Genomic DNA, 24145 nt, shown 5'->3' with positions numbered 1-24145 from the left:
TCGGGGCAGTGCGGTTATGGTAGAGTTTAGCGGCCTTTGGTTTTCTGTCCTCGTTATCAACTTTTTAGTCCTGCTTGTGTTATTGAACTCACTCCTGTTTAAGCCCCTGCTTGGGATGATTAAGGAGCGGCAGAAGATCAGAAACGACTCCCTAAACGAGGCCAAATCACTCACCGATAAAAAAGAAAAGGCCCTCCAGCAGCTTAAGAGCGAACTGGCGGCGGCACAGATAAAGGCAAAAGAGATATACACAAAAATAAGACAGGAAGGCCTTGACACACAACACGCCCTTGTAGCCAGGAGCCATGAAGAGGCCATGAAGAGGCTCAACGGCGCCCTCTCGGAGATTTCCAAAGAAGTGGAAAAGACAACCGCCGCCCTGAAGGGCGATATAGAAGGATATGCTGATGAGATTGTCGGGAAACTTACACATGGGTATGTCAAAAACAACTAGAGCGTTTATAATCGCGGCGGTGGCGGTAGTCCTTGTGGCGGCGGCCTTACAGGTGGTGCTTCCGTCGGGGCTGGTCTATGCCTCCGGGGCCTCAGAGGCTGCAGAGGAGGGCGCTCAGCACGGGTCGCACTTGAAGGAGTGGTTCTGGCTTGTCGTGAATTTCCTTATTTTAGTCGGGGTCTTGGGTTTTTTCCTGAAAAAACCGATCATTGAGTATTTTAAACAAAGGACAGAGTTGCTTGAAAATGCCCTGAACGAGGCACGCGAGGCCAAAACACTTGCTGAGAGGGCACTCAGTGAGATAGAGCAGCAGTTGAAGCTCAAAGACGAGGAGATAAAAAAGATAATAGAGGCGGCAACCTCCGCGGCAGAGGCAGACCGCGAGTATCTCATCGCCGAAGGCAAAGCGGCCAGCGCCGCCATAGCACGGCTCACAGGGGAAAACATAGACTATGAACTGAAAAAGGCCAGAGATATGATAAGACAAAAGGCCGCGGAGGCGGCCGTAGAGCTGGCGGCAGACAAAATCAGGAAGTCTATGAACGACGACATAGCTGGTAAGCTCATAGGTGATTCAATCGTAAAAATAGGCCAAAAAATGGATGCGATAAATTGAAAATAAGCGGTAAATTAGCGGTAAGATACGCCAAATCACTGTATGCCTCAGTGAGCATTGACAAGCTTGAGGCAGTCATAAACGAATTAACAGCCGTCAATCAGCTCGTGTGCGGGAAAAAACATATAACCGGCATATTTATAAACCCGTTCTTTAATGACGAGGACAGGATGAACGCCCTGGGAACTATAGCCGGTGGGCTTGCCCTGCAGGACATGACGAGGAGATTCGTGGCAACCCTGATAAGGTCGAGGGCAATAAAAGGCCTCTCACAGATTATAACGATACTGGCGGCCCTCTATCGGGACGGGATGAAAACGGCAAATGCCGTCGTAGTTTCCCCCATAGCACTGACAGACAAACAGGCAGAGGAGCTGAGACAGGCCCTGAGTGCCCGCCTCAATAGAGACGTAACCATAGACAACATAATAGACCCAACCCTAATAGGCGGACTAATAGCCAAAGTGGGAAATTTGGTCATAGATAACAGTATAAAGGGCCAATTGAGGCTTTTAAAAGAGGCGCTCACAAAGGAGTGAAGCAATGGAAACGAAGGTAGAAATAAAGTCCGAAGAAATATGTGATTTGATCAAAAAGGGCATACACGGTTTCGATGAGAAGATAGACGTAAGCGAAATCGGTACGGTTCTGAGCGTCGGCGATGGAATTGCCAAGATATACGGCCTTGATAATGTAATGTCGGGCGAGCTGCTGGAATTTCCCAACGACGTTGTCGGCATGGCGCTGAACCTTGAGGAGGACGCCGTCGGTGCGGTGCTGTTCGGTGAGTCTGAGCTTATCAGAGAGAAGGATATTGTCAAACGTACCGGAAGGATTATGGAAGTCCCCGTTGGAGATGCCCTGCTTGGCAGGGTAGTAAACGCAATCGGTATGCCGATAGACGGCAAAGGACCGATAGTCACGCCCCACAGCAGAAAGGTTGACATAATCGCCCCCGGCATCGTTGACAGGCAACCGGTAAGCGAACCTCTGCAAACCGGCCTGAAGGCCATAGATAGCATGGTTCCTATCGGCAGGGGACAAAGAGAATTAATAATCGGCGACCGCCAGACGGGTAAGACCGCCGTCGGTATTGATGCCATAATTAATCAAAAGGGCGGCGATGTGTTTTGCATATACGTGGCCGTAGGACAAAAACTCTCAAACGTGGTGCGCGTCGTAAAGACACTTGAAGAGCACGGCGCAATGGCCCATACAATAGTGGTGTGCACATCGGCCAGTGAACCGGCTCCGCTGCAGTACCTTGCCCCATACACCGGCTGCGCAATGGGAGAGTTCTTCAGGGACTCAGGCAAACACGCCCTCATAGTATATGACGATTTAAGCAAGCAGGCGGTGGCATACAGGCAGTTGTCCCTCCTGCTCAGGCGTCCGCCCGGACGTGAGGCATATCCTGGCGACGTATTTTTTCTTCACTCAAGACTGCTTGAAAGGGCGTCTAAGATGTCAAAGGAAAAGGGAGGCGGTTCATTGACTGCCCTTCCCATTATCGAAACACAGGCGGGCGATGTCTCCGCATATATACCAACAAATGTTATATCAATAACCGACGGCCAGATATACCTTGAGCCTGATTTATTTTACGCGGGTATAAGGCCGGCCATAAACGTCGGTCTTTCGGTAAGCCGTGTCGGTAGCGCCGCGCAGACGAAGGCCATGAAACAGGTCGCCGGTACGCTGCGCCTGAGCCTTGCCCAGTTCAGAGAACTTGCCGCGTTTGCGCAGTTTGGCTCTGATCTGGATAAGTCCACGTTGGCCATGATCTCACGCGGCAAGCGCATGGTAGAGGTGCTCAAACAGTCACAGTATGTGCCAATGGCGATTGGTGAGCAGGTGCTTGTCCTGTTCACGGGAAGCGAGGGGTTTCTTGATGACCTGCCAGTTGAAAAGGTGGTGGAGTTTGAGAAGGGCCTGTTGACGTTTGCAAGGGCTAAAATGGCCAATCTCCTGAAGGAAATCACTGACAAAAAGGCCCTTGACGATGAGCTGAAGAAAAAACTGGCCGCCGCTGTAAGCGAATATAAGGCCGAGTTTGCCAAAGCGATATAGATGCCGAGCCTGAGAGACATAAGAAACCGTATCACATCGGTTAATAATACCGGCAAGATAACCAGGGCCATGCAGATGATATCTGCGGCCAAGCTGAAAAAGGCCCAAAACTCTATGCTTGCCGCCCGCCCATACTCTAATAAAATCTTCGAGATGCTCTCATATATGGCGTCGGCCGTTGATAGGGAGGCCTACCCGCTTTTGAATCTGAGGCAGAGAAAGGTTGTGGAGTTGATTGTGTTGACCTCGGACAAGGGCCTCTGCGGGGCGTTTAACACAAACGTACTGAAAGAGACAGCGAGGCTGATGAAGGAACTCAGAGGCGAGGGGATTCAATTGTCCATAGTAGCCGTCGGTAAAAAGGCCAGGGACTATTTCCACCGCAACGGGGTGCCTGTCAGAAAGACATACATAGACTTCTATAAAACTGTTAAATACGAAGACGTGAGGGAAATTGCCACTGAGGTAATTGACAGCTATGGCAATGAATCAATAGACGAGCTTATCATAGTGTATAACGAGTTCAAGTCGCTGATGCTGCAAACGCCTAAGAGGGCCAGGTTGCTGCCTATTGAACCGAAATCCGCCGGAGGCGTGGATGACGGTGTTTTGGATAAATTCATATTTGAGCCTTCAGAGGCCGAAATACTAAACGCCTTATTACCGAAATACGTGGAAAACCAGATATTTAGGGCGATATTAGAGTCTCGTGTCTCGGAGGAGGCCGCCAGAATGATAGCCATGGAAAACGCGAACAAAAGTACGAAGGAACTTCTGGAAAAACTTACGCTCCAGTACAATAAGGCCAGGCAGGCAACAATTACCGCGGAGCTGATGGACATCGTGGGTGGTGCTGAGGCACTGAGCCAATGACAGATAAAATAATACTGAATAATACTGACAGAGGAGGTCTGAATAGATGAAGACAGGGAAAGTTGCGCAGGTAATAGGAGCGGTCGTTGACGTTGCCTTTGAAGGAGATCTCCCTGCGATATTAAATGCCCTAAAAATAGAAACCCCCGGTGACCCCGCCCACAACATACCACCGATAAGGCTAACCCTTGAAACGGCGTCGCATATCGGAGACGGCATGGTGAGGACAATCGCCATGACATCTACTGACGGCCTCGTCAGGGGTATGTCCGTAGTGGATACCGGCAAGCCTATATCTATACCCGTTGGCAATGAGACCCTTGGCAGGATAATGAATGTCATCGGCGAGCCAAGCGACAACAAAGGCCCGATAAATTCAGCAGAGCATTGGTCAATCCACAGAGAGGCCCCGTCGTTTGTTGAGCAGGAGCCTACGACACAGGTCTTTGAGACCGGTGTTAAGGTGTTCGACCTGATGATTCCCTTCGTAAGGGGCGGGAAGATTGGTATGTTTGGCGGCGCTGGAGTTGGCAAGACGGTTGTCATAATGGAGATGATAAATAATATCGCTATGGTGCACGGTGGAGTGTCAGTGTTTGCCGGCGTTGGCGAAAGGACGAGGGAAGGAAACGACCTCTACAATGAGATGTGCGACTCAGGGGTTATTAACAAGGCCGCCCTCATATACGGCCAGATGAACGAACCCCCCGGCGCGAGGCTACGCGTGGCGCTGACTGCCCTCACCACATCAGAGTATTTCAGAGAGCAGGGACAGGACGTGCTCCTGTTCATAGACAATATATTCAGGTTTACCCTTGCAGGGTCTGAGGTGTCGGCCCTTCTGGGAAGAATGCCCTCTGCCGTTGGCTACCAGCCAAACCTTGCCACTGACATGGGCGAGCTGCAAGAACGAATCACGACGACAAAGAAGGGTTCGATTACGTCTATGCAGGCCATCTACGTGCCTGCCGATGACCTTACAGACCCTGCCGTTGCGACGGCCTTTACACATCTCGACGCCACTGTCGTTCTGTCAAGAAAGATATCTGAACTTGGAATATACCCGGCCGTTGACCCTCTGGATTCCACATCAAGGATTCTGAACCCGTTGATAATCGGTGATGAGCACTACAACACGTCGAGAAAGGTGCAGATGGTGCTTCAGAGATACAAGGAACTGCAGGACATCATTGCCATATTGGGAATGGAGGAACTCTCAGAGGACGATAAGATAACCGTCGCACGGGCGCGTAAGGTTCAGCGCTTTCTGAGTCAGCCATTTCATGTTGCCGAGAAGTTCACCGGTATGCAGGGCAAGTATGTCAAACTTGCGGACACGATAAAGGGATTTAACGCCATAGCCGATGGTAAATACGACGATATGCCGGAGCAGGCCTTCTACATGGTAGGCACAATCGAAGAGGCCGAAGAGAAGGCCGGAACGCTTGGCTGGCAGAGATAGACAAGGGGACTTATTTTGGCCGAGAAACTGACGCTTGAGATAATAACCCCCGAAGGGTTTACGTTCACAGAGACCGTGGATGAGCTTACCGCCCCGGGTACTTTGGGGGAGTTCGGGGTGTTACCGGGTCACACTGGTTTTATTACCACATTGGACAGCGGCCCGATAACGTACAAAATCGGTAACGTGGCAAAGACAATTTCAGTAAAAGACGCCTACTGCCAGGTCAGTAACGACCACGTATTAGTACTGGCCGACAGCGCCGAAATCAAAGAGTAGGGGTTGTCGTCACATAGATAAACCGGGGCCATTTACGTCAGGGCCATTTACGTCAGAGCGATTGACATCAGTGGCACTGGCATCAGACGCTATGGTATCCGGGCAATCGCTGCCGGAGCTGTTGGCACCCGCCGGTACGATGGAGAAACTCCACGCAGCCCTGCACTACGGGGCGGATGCCGTCTATCTGGGACTTACCGATTTCAGCCTTCGCGCGAAGGCCAAAAATTTCACTGCCGACACCCTCAAAGAGGCATTGGATGTTGTTCACAAGGCTCGTAAGAAGGCATATGTAACTATTAACATATTCCCGCACAACGGCGACATCACCCCGATTGAAAGACACATCACAGCACTCAAAGAGTTAAACCCGGATGCCGTTATAGTCTCTGATATCGGCGTATTCGACATGATTAAGACACTCACCCCCGACATTCCTATACACATCAGCACGCAGGCAAATATAACGAACTATCGCTCGGCCCTCACATGGCAACGCCTCGGCGCAAAGAGGCTCGTCCTTTCACGGGAACTATCAATTGACGAAATACGACAAATCAGGGACGCGGTTACGATAGAGCTTGAGTGCTTTGTTCACGGCTCTATATGTATATCGTATTCGGGGCGGTGTTATCTGAGCAGTTTTCTGGCAAATCGTGGGGCAAACAAGGGGTTATGCACAAATTCCTGCAGGTGGAGCTATCAGTTGATGGAGGAAAAACGCCTGGGTGAGTATATGCCGGTATTTGAAGACGACAGGGGGGCGTATATTTTAAGCCCGCGCGACCTCTGCATGGTAGAGCACCTTGATAAACTGGCCGCGGCGGGTGTGAACAGCTTTAAGATTGAAGGCAGGACAAAAGGTGTGAACTACGTATCTGGCGTCACAAAGATATACAGAGAGGCGATAGACGCCCTATCAACGCCTCCCTACAAAATAAATAACACATGGCTCAGGGAGCTTGAGATGTTCTCTAACCGTGGATTTACGACGGGCATGTACCTTGGCAGACACCCTGACGCAGATTACAGTTATGACGAAACCCACGCGCCAGCCGATTACGTAATCGCAGGAGTCATCAAGGGCGTCTCAGACCGCATGGCAACGGTGCTTCTCAAAGGCAATTTGGCTATCGGCGACGAGGTAGTATTTCTCTCATCGGCAGCGCATAACGGCTCATTTATAATAAAAGGACTTAATGACGCCGAAGGAATTCCAATAGCCGCCTCCCGAAACGAAGACATCGTACTTATGGAAGTCCCCGATGGTGTTAAGAAAAACGACATAGTTCGACGGCGCGTTTGATACCTAATTAAGACATTGAAATGAGAGGATTTTAGAAATTAGCTAAAAAAGTGTTGACATGTTTAATAATATAATGATACCCTGCACTATCATAGATGAAGGCGTAAGATGGCTTTTTAACAGGCAGGTGTTAAGTTGAAAAGAAGTGATGAAAACAGAGAGCATGATATTATCATATCTGAGGTTCGGCGATTAAGGGTACTTTTACGGTCAATAGTTCGCGCTAAATCAAGCTCTTCGGAAAAGCCAACTGTGTATGCAAAGATAATGACCGTCTCAAGTAACGGACTTGTTTTGTTGTTAGTTGGGGCATTATTGACCGGACTATTAATTCCCAAGATGCAACAGGAGTTTGAATATAGAAAAAATAGGATTGAACTAATGAGAAACTGTTATGAACAGTTTCTACAATATACTAACACTATATGGCAGGAATTTTTTTATTACCTGCCAATAATTAATGAGGATAATATTACGAAAGAAAAACTTACAAAATATAAAAAAGATATAACAGATATTAAACTAAAACGATATGAAGCATATGCCAAGATTCAATCGTTGGCTATAGCCTTTCGTGAAAATACTAAAAATGTTATAGATAGAGACGATACTACAGTTATAGAGGAGAAGATTGAAGAATGCGAAGGTCAAATGACAGAAATCTCAGAAGAATTAGATCAGTGGTTAAATGACCGTATTTGTTTTTACAAAAATAAGGAGTGTTCTCTGGCAACACATATTAAGATTAATGCAAAAATTAACAAACGTCAGTTTACACCAGACGATATTAGTTATATTAGAGATGATATAATTACAAAAGTGGATAGCTGTGAGAAATCTACTTCTATATTAATGATAGAAAGAATCAAGCCTAAGGATAGAAAGAATCCAATTTATAGAAAGTTATTAAACTGTATAATAGGTGGTTAAAGATATGGAGGAATATAAGATGAAACTGATAATAAAAATAGTTATACTAACTGGAGTTTACATGTCAATATTCTTATTCGTAGATGATTATGCTGGTGGTACGTCCTCAGGTCCATCAGATCCGGCACGGCATCCTACCAATGTTACATGTGATAATACAACTATTGAGAATGCCACTATATCATATGCTGATGACGATGGACGTTATATAAATGTAAAATGTGGTGATGATGCTACTGATGATAAGTTATTTTTTGCCGATATCAAAAAAATTGTATTTACTGAAGATAATTTAATAAATCAAGGTGGAGATGTTTATAGAAAAGCAATAATTAAATATAATCACATTGATACCGGAAACAAATGTAATATCAAGGTAAAAAAAGGTTCCAATCCTTTAGAATTATCAGGTTATAGGGCAAATCATAAAGAAAAAATATCTTTAGATAAATGTAAAAATTTAGTATTTAAGGATATGATTCTTCCAGACTATATAAATCCTCAACGTGAAAGACCAAAGACTGGTGGGATAAGATACATAATGAGTCCCCGCTGATACACTATGCAAAGGGCCATCACGAAAGATCAACTAAGTGTAAGTCTAAGGAATTAGAAATGAGAGATTTCGTAGAAACAGGTATCGTTATTTCGGCAAAATATGGCAGAATAGGTAAAGCTAAAGTATATACATATAGACAGCACCGTCTGAACAAATATTATGAACAGAAAAGAGTTGAAGTCTTTTATACAGTTGTCGAAAATGTTATAATACTAATAAGTACATAAGTAAGATGACTGACAATCAGCATGGTTAAAGCAGTTTAGCGGCAATAATGTCTTCATACATACGTGCTCCTTAGTAACTGTAACAGTCTATGTTTACTATGGCACGTGGGAGGTGTGAATGCGTATAACCTATAATGACAGAGGGGATGTTCTTTATCTTAGATTGGACGATAGAGTTCAGGATTTGATGAACACGCGTATTTCTGAGGATATAGTGCTTGATATGGGTGCCGATGATAAAATCGCAGGGATAGAGATTATGAATGCTTCAAAGAAAATCAATTTAGCTAAATTATTGCCGGTCATGTATGGTGACTCTGTAAAATCAAGAGGTTGACAACCATCTCTATGAAGGTGAACAACGCGTTGTCCTATTTTAGCGGAACTGTCTATGCGGTTTTTTTATGAAGAATCTGCTTGACTGCACTAGGTCAATCGCATTTGAAAAATAAAGCAGAAGACACCCATGCAACAGTTTCTCTGCATGACGGGAAAGCAGCTTGTGCCCTTAACCTCTTCCTCTATATTATGATATATTGGGGTGTGTTCAAATTTACCCCCTTTGGCTCAGGGATATGATCGCCGAATTCCTTAGCCGTATCAATCCATAATTGTATAGCTTCCTGAGCGTTGAACAATGCCGTTTCATAGGTATTCCCATGAGCAATACAACCTGAAAGTTCCGGCACTTCAGCAACAAAGACCAAATCCTCATCACTCCAATGAATAACAATTTCATACATTTCAATTAATCCTCTAAATTGTATTTCCTGATAACAGCCCTCACCTAGCGAACCTGGTAAATCTTTGCCCGGTTGTTGTCATCACGTTGTAGATTAATTTTATCATCAATACCCTGTTTCCTGAAAATATGATGACTGCCCCTCACGCGTTCTTCAAATCCAAAGTGCTTCAATAGCAGACATACATCATCAAACGCGATATTTGCACTAACCTGATCGCTTAGGACCCTTCTTTTCAGCTTCTCATATTTACCCATTTATGAATAAGTTAATATTGATCTCTATTATAACATAAGGATCAGATAAGGGAACAAGCTGCTTTTCTAAATAATAATGAAGCGGTGAGAAAAGCAGACATTCCCCCTTTCCTTTTGGTTTGTTAATGAAGATACGAAGTTAACTCCACAGAAAATTTGCTATTTTATGGCATTCATATGTTACAATACCGTCGCCTGAGCATAATAAGCAACGATGACATTCTGCTCACAGCGTGCTTGATGTCGGGGTTCCCGATAGAATCTGTTTATTAGGGGGGTATAGTTATGAGACTTAAGAAGATGGTTGCAGGGGTTTGGGTTGTATTTGTGTTTGCCGTAATTCCTATGTTGTGTGCCGCTGAGGCGCCAGTGGCAGATAGGGTATGGCCAGTTCAGGTTGATGAGATGGTGGCAAAGGTTAAAAAAGAAATAAAACTCATAGACATGGAGGCCTTTAAGAAGATCGTTGACAACAAGGGCGACGCCATAATCATAGACGCCAGAGAGCCTGAGGAGTTTACAAGCGGCCATATTCCCGGAGCCGTCAACATCCCACGAGGTCTTGCTGAATTTAAGATATGGAAGGCGATCGCCGGATTTCCAGATAAGACCAATACCGCTCTAAAACTCTATGTATATTGCAAACTCGGCGGCAGGGCCGCGCTGACAGTAAAGGCGCTGCAAGATGTAGGATTCACCAACGTAACCTCTGTGGATATGAAGATAGCCGACTGGGTCAAGGCCAACTACCCTATAGAGAGATAGGGTTTATACAGCACATATGCACAGCAAGGCGGTACGCGACAGTGCCGTCTTGCTGATATGTTCAAAAAATATGCGTCAGGAGGCGGCACTATGAATTGGTATCTAACGGTATTGAAAAAGTATGCGGTATTTAGCGGCAGGGCCAGAAGGAAAGAATACTGGATGTTTGTTCTTTTCAATTTCCTTATAATCATTGCGCTAAGCGTTGTTGGAGGCATTCTGGATTTTCGTCTGCTTACATCAATCTATCAGCTTGCAGTCCTCGTTCCTTCGATTGCCGCCGGTATTCGCCGTGTGCATGATGTTGGGAAAAGCGGGTGGTTTCTGCTTATCCCTATTTACAATTTAATCTTAGCCTGCACAGAAGGCACTAAAGGCGATAATAAGTATGGAGCCGACCCCAAGGCGGCAACTGAAATCGCGGCAAGCTGAAATCAATAGCATTTTAAGGTATGTAGATATAATGTTATAATACACAATGTCTTTTGACAAGAAGATAACGCGCAGGGCGTTTATTCGGGCGGCTGCCGGAAGCGCGCTTGCCTCCGGCCTTGCGGCAGGGGCAGTCTCCTGTGGTCCGAAAAATGCTCAGGAGGCGGCTGACGGGATAAAGGCCGCTGCAGATGTAAAGAAAGTTGCAACCCAATGCCAGGGCTGCGGCGCCAACCGCTGTGGCATCTATGTATATGTTAAAGATGGCCGTGTCTGGAAAGTCGAGGGCAACCCACGCACATACAACAACGCGGGGACGGTCTGCCCACGCGGCCACGCCTATATCAAGGAGCTATATAACCCGGACAGGATTAAACAGCCCCTCAAAAGGACAGCCGAAGGCAAATACGAGCCTATCTCGTGGGAGCTGGCGTTTGAGGAAATCTCCACAAAACTTAATCTTATCATCATGGACAACGGCCCTCAGTCGGTCTTCTGGGCACAGTATCCTATGGCCAACATACCCCTTGCCTTCAGATTTATGCACGCCCTCGGCTCTCCAAATACGATTACCCACGGCGCTACGTGCTTTACCGCGCGAAACGCCGCGTTTAACGCCACATGCGGTGCCCTGCCAGACAATGACCTGAAAAACAGCCGCTATATTATACTGGTCGGCAGAAATCCCGCCGGAGGCGTCAAACTCCAGCAAATCAAAGACATCGCCGACGCCAAAAGGCAGGGTGCGCGCCTTGTCGTCCTCGACCCGCGACACAGCGAGACGGCCGTCATCGCCGATGAATGGCTTGCTGTAAAACCAGCAACAGATTTGGCCTTCCTACTGGCCATGCTTAACGTAATCATTGAGGAAGGTCTCTATGACCGTAAGTTCGTGGAAGAACACACCGTCGGGTTTGACAATCTCAGAGACGGCCTTGTCACATATCCCCCCGAATGGGCAGAGACGATATGCGACATCCCAAAGGAAACCATATATCGCGTGGCGAGGGAATTCGCCTCCTATAAACCCCGTGCCCTTATTCACAGGGGCTATCACGGCGGCTACGGCGCAAGTTATTTTAACAGCTTTCAGACGGCGCGCGCAGTGGCCATTTTAAATGCCATCATCGGCAATCACGAGGCCGTGGGAGGGCTGTTTATGCCACTTAAACCCACGCTTGGTGAGCTTGAAAAGGGCGGCCACCCGGCCCCGCATATCCCTGAAATCGAAAAGGCCGACGGCGCGGGCGTACCCGGCAGATACCCCGCCGCTTCATACTCCGATGGCATTGTGCAGGCCATCCCGGAGCTGGCCCTCTCCGGTAAACTAAAGGCCGGGTTCGTCAATCACATGAACCCCGTCAGAACCAATCCCAACCCCGAACGGGTCATTGCCGGATATAAGAAACTTGAGCTACTTGTCACCATTGACTGCTTCATGTCAGAGACCGCCGCCGCTTCGCATTACGTACTTCCTGAGTCATTTTTCCTTGAACGCGACGACCATGTGGATACCGTCCATTCAGGGCCAGTTGGCCAGCTCACTGTGGTTGCACAAGTTGTAAAGCCTATGTATGACACAAAACCCCTGCTTGATATTATCACCGGCCTGTCAAAGGGACTTGGAATAGGAAAATATTTTAATTTTACGATGGACGAGTGCAATGCCCTGCGCCTTCAACCCTTTGGCGTAACCCTTGAGGAACTAAAGAAGGAGGGCGTTGTTGAGGTCGGCCCGCGCTGGGTGGAGGGTTTTAAACCTTGTAAGACACCGTCGGGTAAGATTGAGTTTTATTCAGACCAGCTTGCCTCATGGGGGCTTGACCCGATGCCACGGTGGCAGGAGCCGCTGGTCTCACCAAATCCATCCGACAAGAATTCATTCAGGCTAATTCACGGCAAACAGGCCATTCACACACACTCTATGACCGCCAACGTGCCGTACCTGATGCAGTTAAGTGACCGTTATGACATGATACGCCTCTGGATTAACCGCCAGAGGGCGGAGGCCATCGGCCTCAAAGATGGCGATACGGTAGTTGTTGAATCGGACATCGGGAAGGGTTACGTGAAGGTGCGCCTGACCGGGGGACTTCATCCCTCTGCCGTGTGGATGCCAAGCGGCTACGGCATATTCTCTAAATACCTGAAGACCGCCTATGGAAAAGGCATCAACTACAACGATTTCCTGAACACGTACTTCGACCCCGCCGTTGGGCACGTAATGAGCAACGAGATAATCGTTCGGGTGTCAAAGGCATGAGCGCGCCCGTGAAATCAGGGAAATCGCCCAAATGGGCTATGCTCATTGATACCACAAAGTGCGTGGGGTGCCTGGCGTGCGTGGCGGCCTGCCATAACCAGAATGAACTGCCGGTTACGGAGTTTTTTAACCGCGTAGAGGAGCAGGAGTTCGGGCGTTTCCCGAACTATAACAGGAGATTTCTGCCCATGCAGTGCCAGCACTGCGACAATCCCCCCTGCGTCAGCGTCTGCCCCACAGGGGCGTCTTACAAGCGAAGCGACGGCATTGTGGCAATTGACACGCAGAGGTGCATCGGGTGTAAGTACTGCATCCTGAGCTGCCCATATAAGGCAAGGATTATTAACAAGGAGCACGGCTTCGTCCATAAGTGCGGCTTTTGTGCCGTATTACTACATAATAACGCCCTACCCGCCTGTGTCGGCACATGCCCAACCGGCGTGCGGGTCTTCGGGGATTTGAACGACCCCAACAGCGAAATATCAAAACTTGCCGCCTCAAAAAAAGTCGTACAAATAGGAAAAGATTTAAACACAAAACCCTCAATTTATTATATCATAGGGTAGCGTCGGCTGGGTTGCCGGGATGATGGGGTTTTAATGAAGAGGATTGTTTTATCAATTTTGATATGGGTTTTGGCGTCATGCTCCTCCCAAAAGGCTAAGGAAGCCGCGGGGGTGGCAGGGCGGGATTCCTACGCGGGGCTGTGGGGTATGCTGGCCTTGTCAACGCCACCGGAGGTAAAGCCGCTTGTCGAAGGCGGCAAGGCCGTTTTTAAAGATGCCTCACACTCAACAGGCAAGGGTAAGATAGCGGTAGGAACAGCGTGAAGCTGAGAAGGGATTTCCCGGTTCGGGAAATAAATCGGGGAATAAATCGAAAAATAAAGGGGATGCGCCAGGGCACACACTGACAATGATATACTGGAGTTCTCTGATAACGTTCTACCTGTTTAGCGCCGGCGTCAGTGCCGGGGCTATGCTGCTATCAATTGCCGCCGATCTTATAAACCCTGTGAAGTATAAGAAGATTGTGACAACAGGGGCATATATCGCCCCGTTTCCCATAATGGCGGGGATGATTATGTTGATCTTTGATTTAGAGAGGCCATGGCTCTTCTGGCTCCTCCTTACGACATTCAAATATAAGTCAATCATGTCCATTGGGGCGTGGATAATAACCTTTTTCTCCGCCGTGAGCATAATTTATTTTATCTTAAATCTTCAAAAAGACTATCTGAAATTAAAGACAAGGGCCACTGCGGTAAATGCCATAAAGCTCGTGGGGCTTATCCTTTGTACAAGCGTTGCGCTATATACGGGGCTGCTCCTGTCAACGCTCACCGCGCGGCCATTTTGGAACACGCCAATGACGCCGGTGCTGTTGTTTATTTCGGCGGTAATTGACGGCCTTGCCGCAATATCTCTGGTGTTGTGTCTCAAGCCGGATGAGGATAAAAGGGATATCAATACATTCATCCACACGGGGGATTTTGTCCTGCTGTATTTATTATTACTATGTACGGTGATTTTTTTAATCGGCCTTGGCAAGTCCACCCAGAGCGCTGCGAGCGCGCTTGGCATTGTTACAAGCGGGCAATTGAGTGCTTTATTTTGGTTTGGGTTTGTGGCGGCAGGGGTAGTAATACCATTTGTCGCCGCCGCGTATCAGCTCTGCACGAAGATGAGGGTACACAGCCCATGGCTTAACTTTATATCGGCGTTATTTGCGTTAGCAGGCGGCTACATTGTCCGCGCTGTCATTGTAGATGCCGGGCAACTGACGCAGGCAATATTATTTTGAGGAGACAATAGAGGTTATGTTCGACGAACAGGCAACTGAGGAGCAACTTTTATATGAGGTGCAGCGCCTTCAGCAATCGGAGGGAAAGTTCAGGCTGCTGCTTGACACCACGGGGGATTACATCCTGACGGCGGATGTGGAAACTGGCGTTATTAGCTACTGCAACGATAGATTCTCCGAGCTTCTTGGCATACCCGCGGCCAAGTTGCGGGGGATGGACCTCTATGAGATTTTCCCGGCTGAGCAAAGAGAAATATACGCGAGACGTCTGGCGGGCGGCCACGACCAACACATAGTAAGCGATATGTACCTAAGGCATCGGGAGGGCCGGCTTATACCCGTGGAACTTAGGACAAAGGCCGTAGAGATGGATGGCATGGAAGTCCTTTGCGCCGTATTCAGAGACATTACCGCGCGTAAGATGCTCGACACCCAGTTGAAGAAAAACTGCCAGTTTCAGACGATAATTAATTCAATCCTGCAGGTAGCCCTAAAGCCTATTCCTCTGAGGAGACAGCTTGACCTTATGCTGGATTTGATTCTGTCGTACCAGTGGCTCAGGTTTCACGCAAAGGGGAGTATCCATCTGGTTGAGGGCAACAGGCCGGAGACGCTTGTAATGTACGCGCATAAAAACTTTGAGAGTGGACTGTTAAAACTCTGTAATGTGCTGCCATTTGGCAGATGCCTGTGTGGGTTGGCGGCCTCCACACGGGAGATAGTCTTTGCCAATACCATAGATGACCGGCATGAACACAGACCTCCGGGTATGGCGGCGCACGGCCACTACTGCGTACCCATAACGCTTGGCAAACGGGTGTTGGGGGTGCTGAACCTATATGTGAATGAAGGCCATGAAAGTACCATTGAGGAAGAGGAGTTTCTCACGGCGGTAGCAAATACGCTTGCCGGTGTTATCAGCCGTGCCAGAATGGAGGAGCATTTAATAAAAAATGAAGAGCAGATGCGTTCTATTGTGCAGACTACGGACAATGCAATCATCTGTACAAACACCAACGGGGAGATAGTCCTCTGGAACACGGGGGCGGCGAAGATATTTGGATATGCCCCACATGAGGCAGCCGGACGGCCATTTGACATAATCATACCTGAATCCATGAGAGACGGCTTCAGGAAAGACTTTAAGACGGCTATTGAAACCGGGCATTCCTATCTGTTGGGTAAAGAGACCACCCTGACGGCGATAACAAAAGATGGGACGGAGTTTCCAGTGGAACTTTCCGCCGCCTTGTGGACGGTGCAGACAGGGACGTTTTTTACGGCGATACTTAGGGATATTACCAATCATGTAATTGAGAGACAGCAGCGTGAGCAGGCAATATAAAAACTCCGCAAACTCACAGGCTCGGTAGTAGTGGCCATATCCGCTATTTTAGAGGCCAGAGACCCATACACGGCCGGACACCAGTCAAGGGTGGCCGATCTTTCCCGCACCATAGCCGACGAGATGGGCTTTCCCAGAGATAAGGCGGAGGGCGTGAGAATCGCGGCCTCCATACACGACGTAGGGAAGATTTATGTCCCGTCAGAAATCCTTAGTAAACCGGGCAAACTCCTTGAGGTGGAGTTTAGCCTGCTGAAACATCACTGCCAAATAGGGCACGATATATTAAAGGATGTGGATTTCCCCTGGCCTGTGGCAAACATAATCCTCCAGCACCACGAAAGACTCGACGGCTCCGGCTATCCCTCCGGCCTCAAAGGCGATGAGATATTAATTGAGGCAAAGATAATCTGCGTGGCAGATGTCGTTGAGGCAATGAGTAACCACCGACCCTATCGTCCTGCCCTGGGCCTTGACAAGGCATTGGGGGAGATATCGGCAAATAGCGCGAGACTGTACGATAAAAACGTGGTGGATGCGTGTCTTGCCGTCTTTAACAAGGGTTTTTCGTTTAAGAGTTAAGCGAATTGTGACCGTTTGCCTCTGTGATTTCTATAATTTTGCTTTACTAAAATACAGGCTATCCGCTTAAATATCATGCGTCTGAATTGATTATCAGAAATGTGTGTGTGGTACTACCGGTGAAAAAGTGGCCCACTTTGACGGTTGAACCTGGCCCGCCGTAAGGTACGAAACGCCTCGCTTTTCAGGACATTTCTATTGGGATGTTACAGCCTTCGCCAATCGCGCCATGAAACAGGAAAATGATATGGCGGGAGGGATTTATTAAATTCTGGTTTTCATTGTATAATACTCAGAGCTAAAAAAGGCAGGCGGGGTAGTGTCCGCCGCACCTGGCTGCAATGGAGGTTTATGCGCAACGGTAAAGTGCTCGTTATAGACGATGAGTATATAGTTAGAGTAAGTTGCCAGAGGGTGTTGGAAGCGGAAGGTTATGTTGTATTTCTGTCGGCCAACGCCGCAGACGGCCTTAAACTTATAGAGGACGAGGGACCCGACCTTGTGATAACCGACCTGATAATGCCGGGCATGGACGGTTTTGAACTGCTGAAACTGGTAAGGGACAGATGGCCTTCGCTGAGGGTAGTCGTGATGACTGGTTATGGCACTACGGAGGCAGCAAACAAGTCTTTAGAACTCGGGGCGGACGGTTTTATAAAGAAACCATTCCTGCCTGAGGAGCTGCTCTCAATTGCCAGCACAACCCGAAAGGATTATGCCTATTGAGACGTGTACACGGCAACCCCGGAAATCTAAGACGCGCGTCGCCGTCGCCCGGTTCGGAAAAATGGAAGATATTGGAGGCATTTTAGCATGGAAGGAAACATACTAATAGTCGATGACAACGACATAATAGTCAAAAGCTGTGAAAGCATTCTCACCCCTGAAGGCTTTGTGATTACTGGCTCGACAGACTCCAGCGAGGCCATCGAACTTATACGCAACAACGACTATGATATCGTCGTAACGGACATAAATATGCCTGGCATTGACGGCTACGAGCTGATAAGACAGGTCAACGCTATAAAGCCATCTACCGGCATTGTGGTCATCACGGGTTTTGCGTCTCAGCAAAATATCAGGGACATCCTCCAGTTGGGGATAATAGATTATATGTCAAAACCATTTTCCCCCCATATCCTGATAGAGACGATAACAAAGGCCATGTATTTGGTAAAGAAGATAAAGGCCATCGCCGCCGGACCAGACTCGGAGACCGAGGCCAAAAGGAAGACCGACGCCCTAAACGCCATCATAAATGAATACAAGACAACGCCGGGGGCACTGCTGAGAGTTCTGGAGTCGGCCCAGGACCTGATTGGCTACCTGCCGCCCTCTGTGCAGAGATTCATAGCCGTCGGGCTGCGAATTCCCGTGAGCGAGGTATATTCGGTAGTGTCGTTTTATCCCTATTTCACGATGAAGGCGCGCGGCAGACACCACATCAAGGTATGCGTGGGAAACGCCTGCCACGCCAAGAAGGCAGGACAGATATTGACCAGATTAAAAAGAAACCTGAATTTCAATGAGGACAGATTAACAGCCGACGGGAGGTTTTCCTACGAGACCATCCGCTGCCTCGGCGCGTGTGGCTTTGCCCCGATAGTAGAGATTGACTATGACACCCACGGCGGTGTTGACCCCGACAAGACACTGGATTTATTAAAGGATTATCACTGAGGAGGCCCGTATGCCTGCGATTAAAGTTAAATTCACGAATAAAAGCATTGAGAAATTAACCATTGAAGATTTGAAGGCTATTCAGGACAACTACAAAGACCCCAGAGTTCGCGGCTCAAAGGCGTCAATACTGCTGTGCGGCGGTTCGGCCTGCAAGGCGCGCGGCAGCGCGGCGATTCAGGAGACGCTGTTAAGCGAATTGAAAAATAAGGGAATAGACGGCGAGGTGTCTGTTTATGAAACCGGATGCAACGGTTTTTGTAACCAGTCGCCGGTGATGACCATCTATCCCGATATGACATTATACCAGACGTTCAAACCCGCAGACATCCCCTCCATTGTAGAGGAACACTTCACAAAGGGCCAGCCTGCTGAAAGATTCGTATATAAAGACCTCAAGGACAAAAAATCCATCCCTAACCGGCAGGAGATTCCCTTTTTTAGTTTACAAACCAGACGCGTACTCAACAAGTGTGGCCTCATTGAGCCAGACGACATAGAGGCATACATATATCACGGCGGGTACATGGCAATGGCGAGGGCGGTTGCAGGGATGAGGCCTCAGGAGATAGTGAGGGAAATAAAGGACTCCGGCCTGAGGGGAAGAGGCGGCGGCGGCTTTCCAACCGGCTTGAAATGGGAAATCTGCGGGGTAAGGCCGGACGAAACCAAGTACGTCATCTGTAACGCCGGCCCAATCTCCAGAAGCATAGTAGAGACCGACCCGCATTCCATCATCGAGGGCATGATAATAGCCGGGCGGGCAGTGGGCGCTAAAAAGGGGTTTGTTTATGTCAGAGAACCTGACAACCTCTTCATCCTAAGACGGCTGCACACGGCAATTGAGCGCGCACGCCTTTGCGGTTTTCTTGGGGATGATATTTTCAACAGCGGTTTTAACTTCACAATAGATGTGGCCTTCGGGGCGGGGACGTTTATCTGTGGCGAGGAGACGGCCCTCATTCGCTCTTTGGAGGGAAAACGCGGGTTTCCCACGCCGAAACCCCCATTCCCGGCCCAAAGCGGCCTGTGGGGAAGACCTACAATTGTTGATAACGCCGAGACCTTCGCCAATGTGCCTCTGATAATCGCAAACAGCCCGGCATGGTTTCGGTCAGTTGGGACCCATGACTCACCCGGGACGAAGATATTTACCCTCAGCGGCGCGGTAAACTCAAACGGCCTGATAGAAGTCCCTATGGGAACGACATTCAGGACGATAGTGTATGACATAGGCGGGGGGCTGAAAAAGAAAAGCAAGTTTAAGGCCATCCACATCGGAGGCCCTACGGGGGGAGTTATCCCTGAATCTCTCCTTGATACTCCGGCCACGTATGAGGCAATTACTGCGGCGGGGGTTATCGTCGGCTCCGGCAACATAATCGTTATGGATAACAACACATGTATGGTCAACGAGGCCATGAGCGCAATGGAATTTGGCCACGGCGAGTCATGCGGTAAATGTGTCCCATGCCGCATAGGGACAAAGGTAATGTACGATAAGCTCCTTGATATAACCGAGGGACGCGGCAAACTGCAAGACCTTGACACACTTGCGGAGCTGGCTTACGAGGTAAAGCGGACTTCCCTTTGCGGACTCGGGCAAACGTCGCCCATAATGGTGCTCACGGCCCTGAAACATTTCAGGGAGGAGTTCGAGGAGCACATAACAGAAGGCTGGTGCGAGGCCGGCAAGTGCAGGTCTCTGTCAACATTCGTTATAGAATCGAAGACCTGTACGGGCTGCGGCTCATGCGCGAGGAAGTGTCCGCAAGAGGCCATTAGCGGCGAAAAGAAAAAACCCCACCTGATAGACAAGGACTTGTGCATCAAGTGCAGGAGCTGCTTTGAGACATGTCCGTTTAACTCTATACGCATAGAGCCTGGTGTGGCCGAGGAGGTTGACTCATGGTAGAATTCACTATAGACGACAAGATAATCAAGGTCCCCGATGGGACGGCAATACTCGTGGCCGCCATGGAAAATGGCATAGACATCCCTCACCTGTGCTGGGACAAACGCCTTACCCCGTTTGGCGGCTGCCGCATATGCCTTGTGGAAATAGAGGGGCATTCAAAGCTCTATACATCGTGTTCTACCGCGGCGGAAAACGGCATGGTAGTTTATACCTCCACGCCAGAGGTGCTGAAGGCAAGAAAGACCGTGTTTGAGCTTCTGCTTGTCCATCATCCGCTGGACTGCCCCATTTGCGATAAGGCCGGCGAGTGCAAGCTCCAGGACATGTCATATAAATACGGTGCCAGCACCAGCAGCTACGCCGGAGAGAAGAAGGCCGACCCCGAAGACATAGCCAACCCGCTGATAGATATAAACACCAACAGGTGTATTATGTGTGGGCGCTGCGTGCGCGTGTGCTGGGAACATCAGGGCGTTGGTGCCATAAACTTTATCGGCAGGGGGTTTGGCACAAAGGTAAGTCCGCCATTTGAGGAGACACTCAACTGCGAGTTCTGCGGACAGTGTGTGGACGCGTGCCCTGTGGGTGCGCTGGGCAGCAAACCATTTCGCCACCGTGCGAGGGCCTGGTTCCTTGAGCAAAAGGACAACATCTGTCCATACTGCGGCGTTGGCTGCACCATCACGCTGGATATAAGAGAGGGCAGGATTCTCAACGCCAAAGGCGTTGACGGCAAGGGACTGAGCAATGGTGATTTGTGTACAAAAGGCCGCTACGGCACGGACTACATATACTCCAGCAACAGGTTAAAGACCCCGCTGGTCAGGAAAAATGGTGAACTCGTCCCATCCTCATGGGAGGAGGCCATGTATTTAGTGGCCAACGGCCTGACGCAGATAATAAAAACGCACGGCCCGGACAGCATTGGCGCAATTGGATCGTCCCGCTGTACAATTGAAGACAACTATGTACTGCAGAAATTCATGCGTACCGCCATCGGCACTAACAATATTGATTCCTCGGCGTTTTTCGGGTTTGCAAAGGTGTTTAAGGCAATTGATATGGCATTTGGCCTTCACGAGCTTCCCATAGATTTCGACTCTCCTCTGGCAAGAAAGACCCTCCTCGTTCTGGAGTCTGACATAGCGGCGACGCATCCAATTTGGGGACTTAAATTTATTGAGGCAAAACAGCGTGGAGCACGCCTCATTGTGGCCAGCGCCAGAGAGACAAAGCTCACAAGGCACGCCCACAGATGGCTTAGAATCAAACCCGGCACGGCACAGGTGCTCGTATATGGTATTATGAAAACGGCCATTGACGAGGGGTATCACCTGAAACATGAGATGGCAAAAAATATCGGGAATTTCGCTGAGATGGTGGAGCTGTTAAAATACTATACCCCTGATAAGGTGTGTGAACTTACCGGTGTATGTGGTAACGAGTTTCTGCACGCGGCGGAGGAGTTTTTGTCTTCCGAGAGTAGGCTTGTTACGACAGCGGCCACGCCCGCCAGTAATCTTGAGGGGTTAAACTCGCTGCTTGCCGCCGCTAATCTTGTCATATTAACGGGAGACGGCCCGCGCGCCCTCCAACTACCGGCAGAGTACTCAAACACATTCGGCCTTTGGAAGATGGGCGTAACTCCCGAATATCTGCCCGGCTATGTGAAGATAACAGATAGACCGGGAAAGAATCTGTTTAATATGCTCTATGAAAAAGACTCCATAAAGGCGCTCTATCTGATGGGTGAAGACCCGCTGGTAACGTACCCGGACTTAAAAAAACTTGAGAACAAGTTTCAGTCCCTTGAGTTTATCGTAGTGCAGGACATACGCATGACCGCCTGCGCGCGCTACGCCCATGTGGTGCTGCCGGCGTCGAGCTGGTCAGAAAAAGAGGGCACTTTTATTAATATGTCGGGCGTATATCAGGATGTCCATAAGATTGTGGCCACAACAGGGGAGTCCATGCCGGATTGGCAGATTCTCAGAAACCTCGCCAGGGTAATGAATGTCCCCATAGGTGCAGACAGCCTCAAGGCAATACAGGAGGAAATACAGGCAATAAAGGTCGATTTGCCGCATGAGAAATGGAGATACTGCCCCGTGCCATTTGAGCTGGCCGAAAAACCGGACGCCAAATATCCACTCGTGCTGGTTACTGGAAATTTGATGCAGCACTCAGGGGCGCTTTCCGCCATGTCAACGAGCCTTACCCATGTCATATCTGACGCGTTTGTCCAGGTCAGCGCCCCCGACGCGGATAAATATAACCTTGAGGACGGCGGCAACGCAAAGGTCGAGTCCAAAAATGGTTCGGCCACCATGAAGGTGCGCATCTCTGAGGAAATCCCTGAGGGGATGATATTTGTCCCGCTGCACTTCTTCCGTTGGCGCGTCAGCGAACTGCCATCTGTGACGCAGAGCGATGCCGTGCCCATCACCACAGTATGCGTTACGCCGCAGGATTAAAGGATTAACGACGAAGGGGGGGTAACCCCCCCTTCACCCCGTATTTTCACCAAAGGTATTATTTCTCCGAAACGTGTTATAATAGGCCAGCATGGAAAGAATCAAGATTAGTGTGACGCAAGGTAAGACGGTAGGGGGAATAATTATTCCGCTGGCGCTGGTGCTTATCTTTGCGCTGGTGGCTGTGGCCTCAGCCACAGACTTAGTAATGGTCAACTCCGTTGACGGTTATACGGTGAAGATGACAGTGCTCTGTGACGGTCTGCCCGTTGTTGGGGCAAACCAGATAATTTTTGAGTTAAGAGATTCGTCAGGCAAAGAGGTGGCCGACATCGCCGACATTGGGGTGAATTACGAAGTGGCAGGCTTTGCGCCGAGAAAAATCATGCCGGTTACGAAGTCCGCCAGCGGCTATTCGGGTGTGTTAAATGTATCTAAGGCAGCCATCTACGACGTATTTTTCGTATTTGAAGCGCGAGGACAACAGAAGCGCATCGTGCGATTTTCCTTTCAGACAAGAGATAACGCCCAAACCGGCCAGCAAAACAAGTAGCCGGGCTGTGTCGCAACAAAAACTATGCCTTCTAAGCTAAACGATAAGGCCCGTAGGCTCAGCCGCAGGGAGTTTATAATAAAACTCTCCACGGCGGCGGCAGCCTCAGCGGTGTGCGGCGCGGCCGCCCTCGTCTTTCACTCCGGGGAGCCGGTAAATCGAATAAATAACAAGATATATACGTTCAAAAATTATCGCGTTTCAGACACCTCGGCCACCCTGCCCAAAATTGCCATCGCTCACGGCAAGGACGCCGAGAAGATGGTTCGTGCGGCGGTTGATAAACTCGGAGGAATCGGGCAGTTTATCAAACCCGCGGATAAGGTACTAATAAAACCAAATGTAGGTTGGGACAGGCAACCTGAGCTGGCCGCAAACACCAATCCCGATGTGGTTGCCGCCGTTGTGCGGCTCTGTATTGAGGCGAGGGCGGCGGCGGTATGGGTTACGGATGTCTCAATTAACGACCCTTTCAGAAGTTTCGCACGCTCAGGGATAGAAGCGGCCGCCGCCCTCCTCGTTTGCGTGTGTGGGCGGGGACATTGACCTCTTTC

At 49.1% G+C, this 24145-nt stretch carries 27 protein-coding genes; 25 read left to right on the top strand and 2 right to left on the bottom strand.

Annotation, left to right across the window (positions count from 1 at the left end):
- Nucleotides 1-16 precede the first annotated feature (16 nt).
- From AB7D94_RS04590 to AB7D94_RS04540, 11 genes are all read left to right on the top strand, one after another.
- The gene (locus tag AB7D94_RS04590) at nt 17-454 is read left to right on the top strand and encodes an ATP synthase F0 subunit B (protein ID WP_420264550.1); all 438 of its coding nucleotides are present in this window, start codon (nt 17-19) and stop codon (nt 452-454) included.
- Nucleotides 438-1070 carry a F0F1 ATP synthase subunit B family protein gene (locus AB7D94_RS04585; RefSeq protein WP_420264549.1) on the top strand — a complete coding sequence of 211 codons (633 nt, stop codon included), beginning with the start codon at nt 438-440 and terminating at the stop codon, nt 1068-1070. The genes AB7D94_RS04590 and AB7D94_RS04585 overlap by 17 nt, the downstream gene beginning before the upstream one ends.
- Nucleotides 1067-1609: an ATP synthase F1 subunit delta gene (gene atpH / locus AB7D94_RS04580; RefSeq protein ID WP_420264548.1), complete on the top strand. Its 543-nt coding sequence runs from the start codon at nt 1067-1069 to the stop codon at nt 1607-1609. Before AB7D94_RS04585 ends, atpH begins: the two co-directional genes overlap by 4 nt.
- Nucleotides 1610-1613: 4 nt before the next feature.
- On the top strand, nt 1614-3140 hold the full coding sequence (gene atpA, locus AB7D94_RS04575) for a F0F1 ATP synthase subunit alpha (RefSeq protein ID WP_420264547.1): 1527 nt from the start codon (nt 1614-1616) through the stop codon (nt 3138-3140).
- Nucleotides 3141-4013 carry an ATP synthase F1 subunit gamma gene (atpG, locus tag AB7D94_RS04570; protein ID WP_420264546.1) on the top strand — a complete coding sequence of 291 codons (873 nt, stop codon included), beginning with the start codon at nt 3141-3143 and terminating at the stop codon, nt 4011-4013.
- A 46-nt stretch (nt 4014-4059) separates the two neighbouring features.
- Nucleotides 4060-5475 (top strand): F0F1 ATP synthase subunit beta, encoded by a 1416-nt coding sequence (atpD, locus tag AB7D94_RS04565; protein WP_420264545.1) that lies wholly within the window; start codon nt 4060-4062, stop codon nt 5473-5475.
- Between the two features lie 15 nt (nt 5476-5490).
- The gene (locus tag AB7D94_RS04560; protein WP_420264544.1) at nt 5491-5754 is read left to right on the top strand and encodes a F0F1 ATP synthase subunit epsilon; all 264 of its coding nucleotides are present in this window, start codon (nt 5491-5493) and stop codon (nt 5752-5754) included.
- A gap of 70 nt (nt 5755-5824) precedes the next feature.
- Entirely contained in the window at nt 5825-7060 is a 1236-nt protein-coding gene (locus AB7D94_RS04555) for a U32 family peptidase C-terminal domain-containing protein (RefSeq protein WP_420264543.1), read from the top strand.
- A 135-nt stretch (nt 7061-7195) separates the two neighbouring features.
- A complete protein-coding gene (locus AB7D94_RS04550) occupies nt 7196-7990 on the top strand; it encodes a hypothetical protein (protein ID WP_420264542.1) in 795 nt (264 codons plus the stop codon).
- Between the two features lie 19 nt (nt 7991-8009).
- Entirely contained in the window at nt 8010-8546 is a 537-nt protein-coding gene (locus AB7D94_RS04545) for a hypothetical protein (protein ID WP_420264541.1), read from the top strand.
- A 348-nt stretch (nt 8547-8894) separates the two neighbouring features.
- Nucleotides 8895-9113 (top strand): DUF2283 domain-containing protein, encoded by a 219-nt coding sequence (locus AB7D94_RS04540; protein WP_420264540.1) that lies wholly within the window; start codon nt 8895-8897, stop codon nt 9111-9113.
- A gap of 184 nt (nt 9114-9297) precedes the next feature.
- On the opposite strand, the gene AB7D94_RS04535 is transcribed toward AB7D94_RS04540, so the two are convergent.
- Together AB7D94_RS04535 and AB7D94_RS04530 are read right to left on the bottom strand one after the other, a co-directional pair.
- Nucleotides 9298-9519, bottom strand: a complete 222-nt coding sequence (locus AB7D94_RS04535; RefSeq protein WP_420264539.1) for a type II toxin-antitoxin system HicB family antitoxin — start codon at nt 9517-9519, stop codon at nt 9298-9300.
- A 44-nt stretch (nt 9520-9563) separates the two neighbouring features.
- Nucleotides 9564-9776, bottom strand: coding sequence for a type II toxin-antitoxin system HicA family toxin (locus AB7D94_RS04530; RefSeq protein ID WP_420264538.1), 213 nt, complete (start codon nt 9774-9776; stop codon nt 9564-9566).
- A 285-nt stretch (nt 9777-10061) separates the two neighbouring features.
- Between AB7D94_RS04530 and AB7D94_RS04525 the strand changes: the two genes are divergently transcribed.
- The 14 genes from AB7D94_RS04525 to AB7D94_RS04460 all read left to right on the top strand — a co-directional run bounded on the left by AB7D94_RS04525 (nt 10062) and on the right by AB7D94_RS04460 (nt 24137).
- Nucleotides 10062-10541, top strand: coding sequence for a rhodanese-like domain-containing protein (locus AB7D94_RS04525; protein WP_420264537.1), 480 nt, complete (start codon nt 10062-10064; stop codon nt 10539-10541).
- A gap of 90 nt (nt 10542-10631) precedes the next feature.
- Entirely contained in the window at nt 10632-10973 is a 342-nt protein-coding gene (locus AB7D94_RS04520) for a DUF805 domain-containing protein (RefSeq protein WP_420264536.1), read from the top strand.
- Between the two features lie 46 nt (nt 10974-11019).
- The gene (locus tag AB7D94_RS04515; protein ID WP_420264535.1) at nt 11020-13236 is read left to right on the top strand and encodes a molybdopterin-containing oxidoreductase family protein; all 2217 of its coding nucleotides are present in this window, start codon (nt 11020-11022) and stop codon (nt 13234-13236) included.
- Nucleotides 13233-13802: a 4Fe-4S dicluster domain-containing protein gene (locus tag AB7D94_RS04510; RefSeq protein ID WP_420264534.1), complete on the top strand. Its 570-nt coding sequence runs from the start codon at nt 13233-13235 to the stop codon at nt 13800-13802. The genes AB7D94_RS04515 and AB7D94_RS04510 overlap by 4 nt, the downstream gene beginning before the upstream one ends.
- A 33-nt stretch (nt 13803-13835) precedes the next feature.
- A complete protein-coding gene (locus tag AB7D94_RS04505) occupies nt 13836-14066 on the top strand; it encodes a hypothetical protein (RefSeq protein WP_420264533.1) in 231 nt (76 codons plus the stop codon).
- 85 nt (nt 14067-14151) lie between these two features.
- Nucleotides 14152-15039: an NrfD/PsrC family molybdoenzyme membrane anchor subunit gene (nrfD, locus tag AB7D94_RS04500; RefSeq protein ID WP_420264532.1), complete on the top strand. Its 888-nt coding sequence runs from the start codon at nt 14152-14154 to the stop codon at nt 15037-15039.
- 16 nt (nt 15040-15055) lie between these two features.
- Nucleotides 15056-16384, top strand: coding sequence for a PAS domain S-box protein (locus AB7D94_RS04495; RefSeq protein ID WP_420264531.1), 1329 nt, complete (start codon nt 15056-15058; stop codon nt 16382-16384).
- 30 nt (nt 16385-16414) lie between these two features.
- Complete coding sequence (locus tag AB7D94_RS04490) at nt 16415-16966, top strand: HD-GYP domain-containing protein (protein ID WP_420264530.1); 552 nt, start codon at nt 16415-16417, stop codon at nt 16964-16966.
- A 351-nt stretch (nt 16967-17317) separates the two neighbouring features.
- Nucleotides 17318-17692, top strand: coding sequence for a response regulator (locus AB7D94_RS04485; protein ID WP_420264529.1), 375 nt, complete (start codon nt 17318-17320; stop codon nt 17690-17692).
- Between the two features lie 87 nt (nt 17693-17779).
- Nucleotides 17780-18646 carry an NAD(P)H-dependent oxidoreductase subunit E gene (locus AB7D94_RS04480; protein WP_420264528.1) on the top strand — a complete coding sequence of 289 codons (867 nt, stop codon included), beginning with the start codon at nt 17780-17782 and terminating at the stop codon, nt 18644-18646.
- Between the two features lie 10 nt (nt 18647-18656).
- Nucleotides 18657-20561 carry an NADH-ubiquinone oxidoreductase-F iron-sulfur binding region domain-containing protein gene (locus tag AB7D94_RS04475; RefSeq protein ID WP_420264527.1) on the top strand — a complete coding sequence of 635 codons (1905 nt, stop codon included), beginning with the start codon at nt 18657-18659 and terminating at the stop codon, nt 20559-20561.
- Nucleotides 20555-23038: a molybdopterin-dependent oxidoreductase gene (locus AB7D94_RS04470; protein WP_420264526.1), complete on the top strand. Its 2484-nt coding sequence runs from the start codon at nt 20555-20557 to the stop codon at nt 23036-23038. Before AB7D94_RS04475 ends, AB7D94_RS04470 begins: the two co-directional genes overlap by 7 nt.
- Before the next feature lie 91 nt (nt 23039-23129).
- Nucleotides 23130-23591: a hypothetical protein gene (locus AB7D94_RS04465; protein WP_420264525.1), complete on the top strand. Its 462-nt coding sequence runs from the start codon at nt 23130-23132 to the stop codon at nt 23589-23591.
- Between the two features lie 24 nt (nt 23592-23615).
- On the top strand, nt 23616-24137 hold the full coding sequence (locus AB7D94_RS04460) for a DUF362 domain-containing protein (RefSeq protein WP_420264524.1): 522 nt from the start codon (nt 23616-23618) through the stop codon (nt 24135-24137).
- The last annotated feature ends 8 nt before the right edge of the window (nt 24138-24145 follow it).

The sequence above is a fragment of the Candidatus Magnetominusculus dajiuhuensis genome (assembly GCF_046044395.1).
GTDB classification, from domain to species: domain Bacteria; phylum Nitrospirota; class Thermodesulfovibrionia; order Thermodesulfovibrionales; family Magnetobacteriaceae; genus Magnetominusculus; species Magnetominusculus dajiuhuensis.
This window is presented reverse-complemented; position numbering and strand designations above follow the sequence as displayed.